At 33.4% G+C, this 13,221-nt stretch carries 22 protein-coding genes; 2 read left to right on the top strand and 20 right to left on the bottom strand.

Annotated features, from left to right (window positions below):
• Positions 1–56 precede the first annotated feature (56 nt).
• The 3 genes from CJP46_RS02590 to CJP46_RS02575 form a co-directional block, all read right to left on the bottom strand.
• Positions 57–1,067 (bottom strand): tyrosine-type recombinase/integrase, encoded by a 1,011-nt coding sequence (locus CJP46_RS02590; RefSeq protein ID WP_094594033.1) that lies wholly within the window; start codon positions 1,065–1,067, stop codon positions 57–59.
• Positions 1,068–1,089: 22 nt separating this feature from the next.
• Positions 1,090–2,388 carry a DNA sulfur modification protein DndB gene (locus CJP46_RS02585; protein ID WP_094594032.1) on the bottom strand — a complete coding sequence of 433 codons (1,299 nt, stop codon included), beginning with the start codon at positions 2,386–2,388 and terminating at the stop codon, positions 1,090–1,092.
• Positions 2,389–3,066: 678 nt separating this feature from the next.
• Entirely contained in the window at positions 3,067–3,246 is a 180-nt protein-coding gene (locus CJP46_RS02575; RefSeq protein ID WP_094594030.1) for a hypothetical protein, read from the bottom strand.
• A 197-nt stretch (positions 3,247–3,443) separates the two neighbouring features.
• On the opposite strand from CJP46_RS02575, the gene CJP46_RS02570 reads away from it, so the two are divergent.
• Complete coding sequence (locus CJP46_RS02570; protein WP_094594029.1) at positions 3,444–3,653, top strand: helix-turn-helix domain-containing protein; 210 nt, start codon at positions 3,444–3,446, stop codon at positions 3,651–3,653.
• A gap of 106 nt (positions 3,654–3,759) precedes the next feature.
• Here CJP46_RS02570 and CJP46_RS02565 read toward each other — a convergent pair whose 3' ends face one another.
• Entirely contained in the window at positions 3,760–4,149 is a 390-nt protein-coding gene (locus CJP46_RS02565) for a type II toxin-antitoxin system PemK/MazF family toxin (RefSeq protein WP_094594028.1), read from the bottom strand.
• A 240-nt stretch (positions 4,150–4,389) separates the two neighbouring features.
• Between CJP46_RS02565 and CJP46_RS02560 the strand changes: the two genes are divergently transcribed.
• Positions 4,390–4,890 (top strand): RsfA family transcriptional regulator, encoded by a 501-nt coding sequence (locus CJP46_RS02560; RefSeq protein WP_179280996.1) that lies wholly within the window; start codon positions 4,390–4,392, stop codon positions 4,888–4,890.
• A gap of 53 nt (positions 4,891–4,943) precedes the next feature.
• Here the strand turns inward: CJP46_RS02560 and CJP46_RS02555 are convergent, their stop codons facing one another.
• The 16 genes from CJP46_RS02555 to CJP46_RS02470 all read right to left on the bottom strand — a co-directional run bounded on the left by CJP46_RS02555 (position 4,944) and on the right by CJP46_RS02470 (position 13,217).
• Positions 4,944–5,186 carry a hypothetical protein gene (locus CJP46_RS02555; protein WP_094594026.1) on the bottom strand — a complete coding sequence of 81 codons (243 nt, stop codon included), beginning with the start codon at positions 5,184–5,186 and terminating at the stop codon, positions 4,944–4,946.
• Positions 5,187–5,250: 64 nt separating this feature from the next.
• A complete protein-coding gene (locus CJP46_RS02550) occupies positions 5,251–5,511 on the bottom strand; it encodes a hypothetical protein (RefSeq protein ID WP_094594025.1) in 261 nt (86 codons plus the stop codon).
• Positions 5,512–5,740: 229 nt separating this feature from the next.
• The gene (locus tag CJP46_RS02545) at positions 5,741–5,992 is read right to left on the bottom strand and encodes a YolD-like family protein (RefSeq protein ID WP_094594024.1); all 252 of its coding nucleotides are present in this window, start codon (positions 5,990–5,992) and stop codon (positions 5,741–5,743) included.
• Between the two features lie 400 nt (positions 5,993–6,392).
• Positions 6,393–6,572 (bottom strand): hypothetical protein, encoded by a 180-nt coding sequence (locus tag CJP46_RS02540; RefSeq protein WP_094594023.1) that lies wholly within the window; start codon positions 6,570–6,572, stop codon positions 6,393–6,395.
• A gap of 400 nt (positions 6,573–6,972) precedes the next feature.
• Positions 6,973–7,215 carry a hypothetical protein gene (locus tag CJP46_RS02535; protein WP_094594022.1) on the bottom strand — a complete coding sequence of 81 codons (243 nt, stop codon included), beginning with the start codon at positions 7,213–7,215 and terminating at the stop codon, positions 6,973–6,975.
• Between the two features lie 30 nt (positions 7,216–7,245).
• Complete coding sequence (locus CJP46_RS02530) at positions 7,246–7,434, bottom strand: hypothetical protein (RefSeq protein ID WP_094594021.1); 189 nt, start codon at positions 7,432–7,434, stop codon at positions 7,246–7,248.
• A gap of 229 nt (positions 7,435–7,663) precedes the next feature.
• Positions 7,664–8,182, bottom strand: a complete 519-nt coding sequence (locus tag CJP46_RS02525; RefSeq protein WP_094594020.1) for a DUF262 domain-containing protein — start codon at positions 8,180–8,182, stop codon at positions 7,664–7,666.
• 30 nt (positions 8,183–8,212) lie between these two features.
• Positions 8,213–8,590, bottom strand: a complete 378-nt coding sequence (locus CJP46_RS02520; RefSeq protein WP_094594019.1) for a hypothetical protein — start codon at positions 8,588–8,590, stop codon at positions 8,213–8,215.
• 37 nt (positions 8,591–8,627) lie between these two features.
• Complete coding sequence (locus CJP46_RS02515) at positions 8,628–8,843, bottom strand: hypothetical protein (protein WP_094594018.1); 216 nt, start codon at positions 8,841–8,843, stop codon at positions 8,628–8,630.
• 276 nt (positions 8,844–9,119) lie between these two features.
• Complete coding sequence (locus CJP46_RS02510; protein ID WP_094594017.1) at positions 9,120–9,359, bottom strand: hypothetical protein; 240 nt, start codon at positions 9,357–9,359, stop codon at positions 9,120–9,122.
• A gap of 167 nt (positions 9,360–9,526) precedes the next feature.
• A complete protein-coding gene (locus CJP46_RS02505; RefSeq protein WP_094594016.1) occupies positions 9,527–10,030 on the bottom strand; it encodes a hypothetical protein in 504 nt (167 codons plus the stop codon).
• Positions 10,031–10,119: 89 nt separating this feature from the next.
• A complete protein-coding gene (locus tag CJP46_RS02500; protein WP_256992155.1) occupies positions 10,120–10,905 on the bottom strand; it encodes a hypothetical protein in 786 nt (261 codons plus the stop codon).
• A gap of 860 nt (positions 10,906–11,765) precedes the next feature.
• Positions 11,766–11,954 carry a hypothetical protein gene (locus CJP46_RS02490; RefSeq protein WP_094594013.1) on the bottom strand — a complete coding sequence of 63 codons (189 nt, stop codon included), beginning with the start codon at positions 11,952–11,954 and terminating at the stop codon, positions 11,766–11,768.
• 20 nt (positions 11,955–11,974) lie between these two features.
• Positions 11,975–12,169: a hypothetical protein gene (locus tag CJP46_RS02485; protein ID WP_094594012.1), complete on the bottom strand. Its 195-nt coding sequence runs from the start codon at positions 12,167–12,169 to the stop codon at positions 11,975–11,977.
• A gap of 326 nt (positions 12,170–12,495) precedes the next feature.
• Positions 12,496–12,759, bottom strand: a complete 264-nt coding sequence (locus tag CJP46_RS02475) for a hypothetical protein (protein ID WP_094594010.1) — start codon at positions 12,757–12,759, stop codon at positions 12,496–12,498.
• A 56-nt stretch (positions 12,760–12,815) separates the two neighbouring features.
• A complete protein-coding gene (locus CJP46_RS02470; RefSeq protein WP_094594009.1) occupies positions 12,816–13,217 on the bottom strand; it encodes a hypothetical protein in 402 nt (133 codons plus the stop codon).
• Between the last annotated feature and the right edge of the window lie 4 nt (positions 13,218–13,221).

Below are 13,221 nucleotides of genomic sequence, written 5' to 3'. Positions count from 1 at the left end.
TCGGATTGTTCCACTGTCAACACCATTCAAACAAAAAAATAGAATAAGTTTTTAACTTATTCTATCTCATATACCTTCCTTATGGTTTCTTCATTTAAGAAGTCCTGTGTGTACCTTGTATAAGCATAAAATTCGCTATCGTTTGATTGTTTTCCAATATTATAATGCTGGCAAATAGTGATAATTTTATCACGATCCAGCGAATTATACGGCTCAACTTCATTTAACAGGTTTCTAGCCATATAGAGCATACCTGAATTTCGCAAATTAATTGCGCTTAGATGCTTAAGCCCTTTCCATATGCCTATGTTCTTTAATCTTCTGAGGACTAAGTGTTTATCAGCTTTCTCGTTTACAGTTGCTCTTCTCTTTACTGATCGTATAATAAAGGGGCTTTCGACTAGCTCAACATTGGGACTCTTAGCACGACTATTTCCATTGTCCTGGCTGTATATCTGCTGCTCAGCTGCTTTGACCAAATATCTTGTAAGTTCTTCCCTTATTTTTATTGTCCTTGTTTCAATTTCACCGTTTTTTAATTCGTTCTTAAGCAGCACTGTGTGTTCCCTTTGATTTATATCTTCTAAGGTCAAATTTAATAATTCACTGTATTCCCTTCCCATTATTCCTTCAAACAGAGCCATGGGAATCACAATGTCTTGATAATTATCTAAGTCGCCTACAATATCTTTCAATTCGTCATCTGTTATAAGAAGTTTATTTGTCTTATCAACAAACCGTTCGTAAAAATCTAAGCCTCCGAGAACGTCTAATGGATTTAAATTATCGTCTCTCAAATCTTGACTAATAGCCCACCTTATATAACTTTGTATAATGGAGCCGCTACCGTGTGCAGATTGGAGTGTCTTTGGAGCAAGATAACTTAATAAGTCTTCTATCTCATGTATGTTGAAGTTATAAAGATCCTTACCTAATCGTTTTTCTAATTTACTTGCCCTTTTTAATACTCTTAGATACGTAGTGTAAGTATTTTCATTCAATCCTTTAAGATATCTCTTCTTTTGTTCTTCATTATATAAATAATCATTGTACACTTCATTAGACACTATTCCCACCCACACTTTCAATTCACTTTTTAAAATAATTAATTATTTGATTTCTTACTCTATTTGAGTTTATTCCGCTCTTACTATTCAAAATGTTTATCAACTCTTTATCATCAAAATTTATTGAGGATTTAATGTGAGATACTTCACTTAAATCCTTGTTCTGATCTTTAAAATTCTTTGCAATCTGAATATATCCTAAGAACATCAGAGGATGATTAACATATGTTTTACGATATGCGCTTGGATTGGAAATGAATTCATCATAGAAGTGACCAGTTAAATATCCAAAAAACTCAGTAAGATAATTTGCTACTTCTTTATATTCTAAGAAATTATCTGGAGAAAAAATCTGTTCAACTCCATAAGACATAATATCAAATGTCGTTAGTTGGCCAGCAATTTCACTTATGTTTGCAGCAGAAGCAATCTTATTACCCTTTAATTCTGACTTTTGTTGAAGATCTCTTACGACAGCAACAGACCAGTTTTCTGACTTAAGTTCTTTAAGTCTCTCCTTCTTTACAACGTTTATTGTATTTATCTGCCCAAAGTATTTCTTAGCTATCTCTGTATCATAAGATCTTATCGATAAGAGTAATTCTAAGCACAGATTAGGGTTTATAGTTAAGGCCTTAACTCCACCCTGTAGGCGATGGAATCCATCTAGAATAGAAATGCTTGATCCTTTATTGATTGTGAGAATTTTATTTCTTTCGTCATAACTTAATGGTTCAACTTCTTCAGAATAGACATTCAAAGTCAACATGTCTGGTAAATAAGTGCCCTCTAACATGTGCTTAGCAATGTCATCTACACTCTTCTTATTCACATCAGGAACTGGAACTACTCCATCTTTACCCATACGATATTTTGCACTTCTTTGAGTCTCATAATCGTAAATTATCAATTTAGAGTGAAACATATCAACTAAGAGTTTTATATCAATTTTAGTGAAATATGTTAGTTGATCTACATTTAAAACATTAGATATTTCAATTGGTAATTCTAAATTCATTTTATTTGATTTCTGTCTGGTAAGCTCTAAAGATTTATCTAATTCAGACTTAGAAAAGTAATCCTGACTGATAATCCTGCCATCACCTGTAACTCGATACACAGCGTCTGTTACCACTATAAGTAAGTGTGTTTCTAAATTAGAAAGTGATGTGGTACTTCTTGCAATGTCATTGATAAAGCCTGGTAATATTCCATATTCATCAAGAAAGTCATTTATTTTCGCAAGCATTTTTGTCTTATGTTTATTGTCATCAATAACATTCCTTAAGTTAACCTCAAGTTCTTCGCGGTCTTTTTTCAAGTCATAGCTCACCCCTTATTATGTACATATATATAAGTATAGCAAAATACAATCGAAATATACAATGTAAATATACTTCTACAGTTCATTCAGACTACACACATGTTCAGATTGATGTTTGTTTGTAAAATACAAAATAGTTCTTTTGTCACTCTTAGTTTCTGAATAGTTTTTATCATGATATACAGATTCTTTGCACTTACTACAATACCACTTACTTGTGTAATACGATAATTCAGTGTTGTATATAGTGTTACACTTACAATCTACTTTTATAATTATCTTCTCTATGTTATATGCTTCACTTAATGAATCAAAGTGTTTACTATCATTCTTAAAACTATCATGCTGCTCATTATGTACTTTGAAATCAGCTACATATTTAGGATCTAGTCCAAAGTACTCAGTACCAATCTTAGTAATAAAGACTTTATTTAAATTGTAGCATTCCAACCAGTCATTAATACTATTAGTCGATAATGGTACTGTACCTCTAATCCCACTGCTTAAAGTGTATTTCATAATATATAATTTATCATTCTTACTATCTTTTTCCATAAATCACCTTATTATTGCTACTTATTTATACTTATAAGAATATTACAGTAATGTGTTTAAATCTAGTTATTTTAGTAAAAAAACTAGATCTTTAATCAAGATAAAATACACTTGAATTAATTAATTTCTTATCACTTCTTTATTAGAAACTGTATCAAAGATACGATAACCATTAGAAAGAAAGTTCATTAATGCATCCAAGTTATCGCTTTTGATAGTTGTAATCATCCATGTCTCTAACTTAGCTTTTTCATCATAAGAAATAAATTTTTGAAGAACATACCTTTTATTATTTATCATATTCTAGCTGCCTCCGCAAAGATGTTGTAAAAGATTTATTGAATCTGTTAGAATAAACTGGAATAAGCTCCCACCATATAAGGGGGAGCTTTTTGTCATGCCTTAATTTTGTTACGCAAATCGTAACAACCTATTATCAATATAGACTTTTCAATTTACATTGTCAACCGTTTTTAGTATTCATTTGGGGGAAGAAAATGTCGTATATCTTTATTAATCTTCAATACATATTAGACAAAAAGGGAATGAGTGCTAGAGAACTTGCGAAAAGGACTGGCATCCGACACCCTACTATATCTGAGATGTGCAATAACAAATCAAGGCATTTGCCACTTAATAATATTGCACTAATCTGCGATGAGTTAGAGATAGATGTTTCTGATTTATTGATTCTTAAAAATAAATAAGACAAGAAGCTCCAGACGGATTCCACTGGAGCTTACAATAAATAAATCTTCATGATAAATTCCTCCGATTTATTTACATTTATTTGTTTTATTTTATATTTGTTAACTATCTACTGAACATACGTGTAGTACTAATTTCTAATGCTCTCAATAATTGATCTTCATAACGAACCGGCATGTCAACTAACTTATGAATTAATTGGCTCTTATCAATTGTTAGATGCTGCTCAAACAAAATAACACTGTCATGAATAAATCCAACTTCATCTGCTTTTAAACTAACATGCGTAGGAATCTTAGCTTTTGTAGAACTACTTGTTATCGGTGATACCATCACTATTGGTGCAAATTTATTACTTTTGTCATTCGAAATAATGATTACTGGTCTTACACCTCTTTGCACAGATCCCTTAGATTCATCACCAAGGTCAGCAAGCCAAATTTCAAATTGTTTTACTGCTTCATTATGTACTTTATTATTAATTGCTACAGCCATCTTATTTAACAACTCCTATATTTAGTTTTTGTAATTAATCAAACTATTCTCAACACTATAATATGTCTTTTTAAGTTGTATTATTATATTTATGTTATTATTATAACCAATAAACACCCCCTATACAATACGGAACATTTGTTCTTGTCAAGCCTTTTTCATAGTATACGAAAATAAATGCATAACCTATTGACATTTTGGATAAACATGTTAATAGCACATTTTATTGGAGGTATCTTTATGAAAAGACAAGACGGATGGACTTATGAAGACGATATCTGTCTCTCTGAAACAGTATTAAACTGTATTGAGAAGGGTGAAACACAATTATATGCTTTTGATCTGGTTGCTGAAAAAACAAACAGAACACCGGCAGCATGTGGATTTAGATGGAATTCTAATTTACGTAAGCGATATGAAGGGCAGATTAAAGAAGCAAAATTAAAAAGAAAACAAACTCAAGGAATAAAACAGCCCAAACTCTCTGCCGCAATCCCCTCAGTTAAACCATACGCGCCTGAGATCGATATAGACCAGGTAATTAACTCGTTACAAGCAATCAAAGATCAACTTGAAGGCATGAGAGTAACCATCGCTAACCTGCAGAACAGGAATGCTGAACTCGAACAGCAGCTTAATTCTAAGCCATCAGACGTTACTGAGGACATGAAAAATTTGCTTGAGATTATCAGAAGAGCTGAAAAATTAGGTCTCACAAACAAAGAAAAACCTGCCATTTAAGGCAGGTTCATTTTCGTCCCGATGAAAGTTAATATATAAATTTCGAATGGAATCTACATTTGATTGGTTAATTCGATTTGATATCCCTTGATTTGAGACCAATTATTATTTAACTTATGGAAGAGAGTTTTGGCCTGTGGCTTATATCTAAAACTGTATTCGCTTCCTCGTTCCATTCCCAGCGCTTCGAAGTATAAATCCTCACCAAGTTGCTCCTTAAAAATCACTTGTTTCAAGTTGAAATCTTTTTTAAGAACATCTTTGATCTCATTGATTAACTGTTCAGAATAGATCATATTAGTCCCCCTTTGATATTAAAAATAAAACAAGTAAATTGCCTAGACAATTGAGTCTGAGCAATCACTCCGCCATCCTATCATATGCTTCTAGTATTTTAACTTCTGCGGCAAATTTGACTTTTCCAAAGACATTTTTAAAGTGATCCATCAAATAGTCCTGAGCCGCTTGAAAAATATCATCTTCTTCCAATTTTTCATCGGATGGAACCATGATTTTTCCTTCATATTGCTTTGAAGGCACGTCAAAAGATACGACATAATAATACCTGGCATCCCCATGAAATTCGTGTTCTCTGTCATTTGGTATTTTATAAAATAGCATCGTATTCCTCCATATAAATAGTTATTTTAAGGCCAATCTATATAAATAGGTTGTTAAATCATCGAATAAAGAACTGCTAAAAACAAACTCCATAATAAGGAGTAAGAGGATAAAAATTATTAAAATAGAAAAGCCCACTCCAAGTCCCCTCATAAGGTTTTTATAAAACTCGCTCATATTAATAATCCATCCTCCATTTATATAGGATATAGCAGCCTTTATTGAACAATCAATCCCTTGGATAGTTAACTTCCATTATGTCCATGAACGGAACCTTGGTAATGATTCCATCCTTCTTGATGTGCACTTTCCCCGTACGGGAGTCCATTTTATCAATCTGTCCTCTTACCGGCTCTTCCCAGGCCCACACAGTAAGCTGAATTTGCGATTCCTCTTGATAAGCCTCTGTAAGCTGATTACCTAACTCCTCTAACACAAATTCGTCCCTTGTCGGCCTTTTGGGAGTCTTTGATTTCACCATCTGCAGCTCCTCCTAAGTTGTAAAATATAGACGACCTAAGAGCTTAGATCGCCTATATCGGTTTAATTTTCAATTGGTGTTAATACATATCGTTATCTAACCGAGTTATTAATATCTTACAATACTAGGTAAGTCAAGAACAGTATTATCTATCATTTTCAACAGATATTTTGAGATCATTCTGTCTAAATCATTAATTTCATTTTTTATGACTTCTAACTCTAATTCAGTTGTTGACTGTAAATTTAAATTATACAACATTGCTAGGGTATCACGCTGTTTTTGTAGGTCGCTAATGGCTTTAATACTCCCTCACTCCCTCCTAATTAATAATTTTAATTCCACCCAATTAGAGCCAGGAGTTCGAACATACAGTTTTCCTTTAATCTATTTGCCTCCCCTAAACATATCGGTAAACCCCTCCTGTTTTGCGGCTGTAGACCTCTACATACGTTTTGAATTCGCTTGTAAGCTTGTACACCCTGTCCATAATAATGAAGCTCATAGCCTCTCTGCAGCGTCCTTGCTGAGGGATGCTTTCCACCACTTGTTTATTCACAACGATATCGTATGTATCCATTTGAATTCCTCCATTATTATAATTTTATTTATATTTATTTTACAAAGAAGCCTATTTTAGAGTTTGTACATTGTTTTTAAAAATCGGTGAGCCTCTTTCCAGTTTCTGAACTCTTTTGAAAAAGAATGTCCACGAACATCAGCAATAAATATTCCATGGGAAGTGGATACCCATAAATTCAACTTATTGGCCAACATTCTTGTTAGAAGTTTGTACAACATTTATAATACCTCCTAAGCGAATAAATTACTTCTATTACTAGCTTATTTATTAGCTATCAATTTAATACCTTCGCTCCACCATATTGCTAATCCAAGAATGCATAGCCCCATAAACACTCCGAAAAATACTGGTAAATACTTTTTTATCATCTAATTCAACTCCCAGTAAATGAATCCTTTCATTCTGTTTCATCATTTATTACAACCAACTCAACAATATCGCTGAAATGGATATCTATGCCATTATCCAGCATTATATTCCTACCATATATGCTTTCAACAATACCTGTACGTGGAAAGAAATGGCCTCGACCTGATTTATCGATATCTTGAGATCTTAGATATCTTACGCGCTTACCAACCAACTTTTTTGACTCAACTGCTAATCGTGGGGCAACATTCTTACCCTCCAGAAATGCCATATCTTTCTCATCTCCTTATAAAATAGTTTTTTACTCGATTACGATCAATTCACTCTGTTTAAATCTATACATAATACCTTCCAACGTTATTGGATATGTAGCAGTTTCAACCTTTACGACATCATATATCTTCTCTGGAGTTTTTCTAATTTTTCTCTCAATATCTTTTGAAATACCACCAAAGTCCACGTTCTCAATGTTGATTTTCACTTTCTTCACATAATCATCTCCTTATGAAAGAACCTTATATCAGCTGCACTTAGCGTACTCTCTGTAATATTGATACACATCATGATATTTAATTCTTATCTCAAAGCCATCGTGAATCATCTTCTTAGCATGTTCATTACATTCTTCCTGTGTATCGTATGCGTATTCCTCGATCTTAACCAATTGCTTAGATATGAGTTTCATATAATTCTCATCTCTTCATAAAATAATCTTTTTATCAAGACTCAGCTGCCAATAATCCCGTAACTCGATCCAACTCATCTTGACTGTGAACAGTGCCGCCACTATTCATCTGTAAGTACCATTCAAGTACTTCTTTACGAGTTTGAAGGTTATTAACATGAAAACTCAAGCGTATCATCATTGGAATCTTATCTTCAAAGTCTTCGTAAAAGTGACCAAATGCTTTAATTTGATTTCTAAGGAATCCAAGGCATGCCGTAAGACGTTGTAGCCCATCAACGCACACGAACCATCCATCCCCCTTTCCCTCTGTTCCTTGCCATTTAGTATGATTGAAGTAAATGTCTAACCCTGAGACACCCTCGCGCAACAAATGTTCTATATAAAGCTCTTGTTGTTGTTCCGTCCAAACATGGCCTCTTTGAAAGTCTGGATCTAATTCCAAACCCATCTCTTCAATATACTCATCTATGGTGCTTTCAAGATATCTCAAAGAAACATCAACAGAATAGTTATTGCACTGTATGTATGGTTTGATATCCTTAAATTTCATTACAATCCTCCTCCTTATGAAATATTCATTTTATTTTCTTACTGGTTTCTTTAAATTCTCTGCTTCCAAATGATCAATAGTAGTAATGAACATCAGCACTTTGGATTCTTTAAGTTGTGGAAACCGTTCGAATTTCAAAATACCATCGACGAACAAATAACTTCCACTGACCTCAAGCATTTTAATAAACGGATTATAAGAAGTGTACTTTTTGTTAAAGTTAATATTGACTGTAAGTTGTGGTGGACTTTCGTCTTCTTGCAGGTTGCGCTCTGTATAGACAACATCAATACCAAAGATATTTGCAAATTCTTTAATTTCTATCTCAACAATATAATGATCGTTTTTTACTTTATATGTGTTTTCTAGCTTCACCTTTTCATCAAATCTATTAATTCTGCTCAACATAGTATCATTCCTTATCTAATTTATTTGAATAAAAGGATCATTTTATCAGTCTTTTGATAATCACGTACAACAGTGGTTCAGTTAGAGAATGAATCATAATCGAATATCCATTTACTTCTTGAAGTTCTTCATGTGCTCTACGGATTATTCCTTCCTGTAGAACCCCTGTTTCTCTCCAGTTTTCATATTCCGCAAAAGCTTTACGAAGATCATCATCACTTAACTTTGAAAAAATTGACTCAGTTGTAATCATTAACTCCATCTCCTTAGATATACCTTAAGCTGCCTTTTGGATGAAAACTAATACTCCGTCCTCTTCACACATTTGCTTGAACATTAGCATCTGATCTTCTCTAGAAAAAGTATATGTATTCAAAACAAGTTTGCCCAGAACTTTTTCCATAACCTTTACCTTATACATTTTCTTCACCTCTTTGATTTGTTAGTTAAATTATATCACACAATTTATTGTATGTATATATTTATTTTATAAAAAGGAACCCCTATATTTAAGGTTCCTTATTTGGGTCTAATTAAATGTTGAGATGATTTTCAGATGAGCCAGATGGTCATTAGCTTGTTCAATGCTGTAACAATTTATCGCGCTTTGAATACACCATTCTCTCGTTTCTTCGATCGCCTTTGAGTCGAAGTCTTTCCTGGCTTGTTCAAAGTTGTCATAATTGAACATTACCGTTTTTCCGTCTTCGTCCCATTCGGCAATCATGGGTATTTTTGTACTTGGATGAAAAAAGTTAATAGTCTTCAAGCTACCAAATCCTTTGTGTTAATTTATTTATTTCAATTTTAATTATACAATTTAAATATTCAAATGAAATTTATTTTTTCAATGAAACAAAAAGAGCAGCTTATAACTACTCTTTGATAATAAACTTTTATAAAAACAAGGTGTATAAAAAATAACCCCTTGAAGAACTAGGAGTTATTTTTGTTATTTTCGATTTTTATTTTGTGTTCTTTAGTTAGTTCCTTTAATTTAGTCTGAAATTCTCTCATCATCTTCCTAGCCTCTGAAAGCTTCTCATTCGCTTCAACAATAGCCTCTCCATCCTGCTGTTCTAAGGCGATAGCGATTGACGTTATGGCCGAGATTTGAAGATTTAATCCATCTATATAAATTTCATGTACCTCTCTTAACTCTTTTGATTCAATCTTGATCGCTTCTATTTTCCCAATGTACTCGTTGTAACCAGGTATTACTTCTTCCACCAAAACTTTGTGAGTTGTTTCGTCATCTTTATAATTTTCTCCTGTTACGCTTTCGTAAGCATTAAGCAACTCTTGTTCCTCTTTTCCCAGAGGAGTCATTTGTTCGTTAATATAAGATATTAATTCCTCTGCTACCGGATCAGTATTGCTACAGCCCGTTAGAACACTAAATATCAGAAAGGCACTGATAAGAAACATGAGCTTCTTCATAAAAAGCCTCCTTTTTCCCAGGCAATGCAGTTATAAAACAACATATGCAATAGCGAATTAATTAATACTTATTTTTATTTAAAAGCATTTTATTGAAATCTTGAACGATTACTCATTAATCTATCTTTAATTTCATCATACTTAAAGTCAACATTTAACATCCCTGCAATAGCCCTCTCTACACTGACGACTTTTCTTAGATCCTCTGTACTAAATGCATCTCTTAGTAATTCATTCTTTTCTATACCATACATATCTTTGAGTGATTTGGCGTCTGTATCCCATAGAACTTTATAAACCAAATTTGTGAAGTTGGCATATTTAAATTTGTCATCCATACTCGAAGTAGCAATATAGAACTCTTGAATTGAATCTGTTAACAGCCTACGTTCACGCTTCGAAATTTCGCGTTCAACAGCCCATTGTCTAACTTCGTCTGGTGCTAGTTCTTCAACATTCAGCAGATAGTTACGGATTGATTTAGCTACTTCTGATTGAGTAAGAAGCATCCCAATACGCAACAAACCACGACGAGTAATAAGGGTTAAGCTTCTTGTGTTAGAGCTGATAATTTCGCTTCCGTCAGGCTGACGGTCACGAAACTCTTTAAGAGTTTTCCCTTTTAATAGTCTTACTTCTCCATATTCATTAAATTCTTCACGATTTCTTCTAATAATAGACTCAACTGCATCTCCACCAACTTCATAATAAGAAGCAGCCATTTGAATTGTCAGTTCCGTTGAATGGGGAATTAGTGGAACAATTTTTACTTTATCCATAACGGTGTCTTTGAACACATACTCATCGCGCATCGTTCTGCTTTCAATTAAAATCAATTCATTTCCGCTGAACTCCATAGAAACCTGTTTTGTCATTATCATATCTCCCTATATTTATATTTAAAATTAATTACTGATATTGAACTAAATATCGACTTTCTACCCACTCAAATGCTTCGATATTCATTTTAATTTTTAGTATCGAAGGACACGTCTGTTTAAATAACGACTTGTAATTCGCCATTGAAACTATGCACTTATATGAAGAGTGATAAAGTTTGGCGTGTGACAAGTCATCGGTATAAAGGATTTTACTTTTTAATATATTTTTTACGTAACCTTGATTCGTTTTAATCACATATTTGTCCACGGATCTTCGCCCCATTTCTCTGTAAAATCGTTGCTTTATTTAAATATCATCGCTACTTGATTCCGTAATCTCATGTTCCAAACTATCTATGTACCGGTTTCGGCCACGCTGCAAAATACCGAGACACATTTCGGTATGATATCGTACCTCAAACCGCGTTCGACTGTCCCGGATTGCCTGGCGGTTCTTAGTGTATTCGGCTATTTCGGCGTTGGTCAACGTCACTTTGTGCATGAGCCCTCCTCTATTCATATTAACTATTTTATGTATGTTAATTTAATTAACTGCTTTAACAATAGAGACCATCCAAGGGACTGCACAAAGCGAGTATAATACAACACTTTCAAAGGTGAATCGCTTAATAAATTTGTTCATCTCGTTCCCGCCTCTCAATTAAAACTTTCGGTCAAAGAAAAAGTGCTGGCTGTTATGTAAAATATCCCCCAAACAAAATATGCTCGCTATTATATGTAATTTCGCATTTTTGAGAGATGATAAAAGTAACCCTTCATTCAGAAAAATCGTGGATGTATGAATTGTTTCTGGCCGTTTTTTTGAGGCCTTGACCTCTCTGCTACCCTTCCGCCTACCTCCCCTCAATGGCTGCTATAGTGATCCATAAACCGTCTATATTAACCGGTTTGTCATTTACTTTGACTTCATTCATACCGATTTCTATAGAGCAAAGAGCCGTTAGGATCGTACTGCCTTCGACAGTAAACTCAATATCGTGCGCTTTTAAAATCTTGATTACCTTTTTAAAGAGTGGATTCATTTGTAACCCTCCCATATCGTTTAATGGTTGAAAACTGAAGCACCCTTACTATAGTTTTCGTCAAACCATTGCAGTATTTCCTCCTGGTATGTTCCCTCTTTAAAGTGCTTCCAATCTTCAGCAAGGTATAAGGCTTGATTTTCGTAATCTTCATCAAAAGAAACCTCTTTGAGCTCCTGCCACATCTTTTCAATTTGTTTTTGATCGATATTCATTACTTATCCTCCAATGTATTTTTACTTTTAAAGAATTTATTTACTTCTTATTTCACCGTAAACATAATATAGGCCAATATTCCATAAACAATGGTCATCATAAATGGACTCATATTATTATAACTTCGACTTCCAGTAAAGGAATAATCCTCTTTATTAAATAAACTTATCATACCTAAAACTAATGATAACACTGAAAGAACACCTAAGATTATGCCTAATATAGTCCACACCATGAGTTTATGAGCCTCCAGAGTTAATTTATCCACTCTGATTATATGTTAGCGTTAGATGCTTGAGCAATGATGTTTGGTAAAATAAGCATTTTACCTTGAATTTAATACTTCACGCTTACTCATCCTCAAACTAACTAACCTACTGTTACAGCAAACATATTCCTTTTCTAAATCAATGAAGGAGTTTAAATCCTCTTGACTCTCCTCTGCCATTCTAAAGAATGACACTGTGATTTGTTTATCAATATCTCTGGAATGCTTGCCGAATCCATATTTGATGAGTAGTTGCCTTTGCTTTTGCTTAATGCTCTCTTTTTCATTGTGAATCATCATGATAATTTTTGAATCAATCATAAGTATTCTTATCCTGCCTATTTTTATTTTAATGAAACAAGAATTTTATTCACTAATTAAGCTATTGAGTAATCATATAAACTATTCATAAATCTAATTGTCGAGTTCTGTACTTTTCTAGAACCCTCTGTTGAATATACTATCCAGTCCATACTGGAGATTGAACCATAATCAATGCCCTTTTCAACTTCCTGTTCAATTATAGACTCAACCTGTGATAAAACTGACTTATGCATAACATCTACATGGCTGTGTCTTGTGCCTACTTTATCAATCAAAAAATCACAGATTGTTTTAAATCCCTTTCTGGGAACTAATAACTTAATATTCAACTTCAACCCTTGTTTGGTTTCTGAAATACGTGCAGAATAATCTTTTGCTGTCCATCCATACATTTTTAAGATATCTTGCTTTGCTGTTTTTAATAAACTTCTCGCTTTAACGGAATCGGTGTTCATATTA

This window comes from Paenibacillus sp. XY044 (genome assembly GCF_002257645.1).
Lineage (GTDB): Bacteria > Bacillota > Bacilli > Paenibacillales > Paenibacillaceae > Paenibacillus_AQ.
Note: the sequence above shows the minus strand (reverse complement) of the source record. Positions and strands in the feature narration are given on the sequence as shown.

Bases quoted from the DNA above. Each gene is read 5' to 3' on its own strand.
- CJP46_RS02575 (WP_094594030.1), bottom strand. From the start codon at position 3,246: ATGATAAATAATAAAAGGTATGTTCTTCAAAAATTTATTTCTTATGAT.
- CJP46_RS02570 (WP_094594029.1), top strand. From the start codon at position 3,444: ATGTCGTATATCTTTATTAATCTTCAATACATATTAGACAAAAAGGGA.
- CJP46_RS02565 (WP_094594028.1), bottom strand. From the start codon at position 4,149: ATGGCTGTAGCAATTAATAATAAAGTACATAATGAAGCAGTAAAACAA.
- CJP46_RS02560 (WP_179280996.1), top strand. From the start codon at position 4,390: ATGAAAAGACAAGACGGATGGACTTATGAAGACGATATCTGTCTCTCT.
- CJP46_RS02555 (WP_094594026.1), bottom strand. From the start codon at position 5,186: ATGATCTATTCTGAACAGTTAATCAATGAGATCAAAGATGTTCTTAAA.
- CJP46_RS02550 (WP_094594025.1), bottom strand. From the start codon at position 5,511: ATGCTATTTTATAAAATACCAAATGACAGAGAACACGAATTTCATGGG.
- CJP46_RS02545 (WP_094594024.1), bottom strand. From the start codon at position 5,992: ATGGTGAAATCAAAGACTCCCAAAAGGCCGACAAGGGACGAATTTGTG.
- CJP46_RS02540 (WP_094594023.1), bottom strand. From the start codon at position 6,572: ATGGATACATACGATATCGTTGTGAATAAACAAGTGGTGGAAAGCATC.
- CJP46_RS02535 (WP_094594022.1), bottom strand. From the start codon at position 7,215: ATGGCATTTCTGGAGGGTAAGAATGTTGCCCCACGATTAGCAGTTGAG.
- CJP46_RS02525 (WP_094594020.1), bottom strand. From the start codon at position 8,182: ATGAAATTTAAGGATATCAAACCATACATACAGTGCAATAACTATTCT.
- CJP46_RS02520 (WP_094594019.1), bottom strand. From the start codon at position 8,590: ATGTTGAGCAGAATTAATAGATTTGATGAAAAGGTGAAGCTAGAAAAC.
- CJP46_RS02515 (WP_094594018.1), bottom strand. From the start codon at position 8,843: ATGATTACAACTGAGTCAATTTTTTCAAAGTTAAGTGATGATGATCTT.
- CJP46_RS02505 (WP_094594016.1), bottom strand. From the start codon at position 10,030: ATGAAGAAGCTCATGTTTCTTATCAGTGCCTTTCTGATATTTAGTGTT.
- CJP46_RS02500 (WP_256992155.1), bottom strand. From the start codon at position 10,905: ATGACAAAACAGGTTTCTATGGAGTTCAGCGGAAATGAATTGATTTTA.
- CJP46_RS02490 (WP_094594013.1), bottom strand. From the start codon at position 11,954: ATGAATCCACTCTTTAAAAAGGTAATCAAGATTTTAAAAGCGCACGAT.
- CJP46_RS02485 (WP_094594012.1), bottom strand. From the start codon at position 12,169: ATGAATATCGATCAAAAACAAATTGAAAAGATGTGGCAGGAGCTCAAA.
- CJP46_RS02475 (WP_094594010.1), bottom strand. From the start codon at position 12,759: ATGATTGATTCAAAAATTATCATGATGATTCACAATGAAAAAGAGAGC.
- CJP46_RS02470 (WP_094594009.1), bottom strand. From the start codon at position 13,217: ATGAACACCGATTCCGTTAAAGCGAGAAGTTTATTAAAAACAGCAAAG.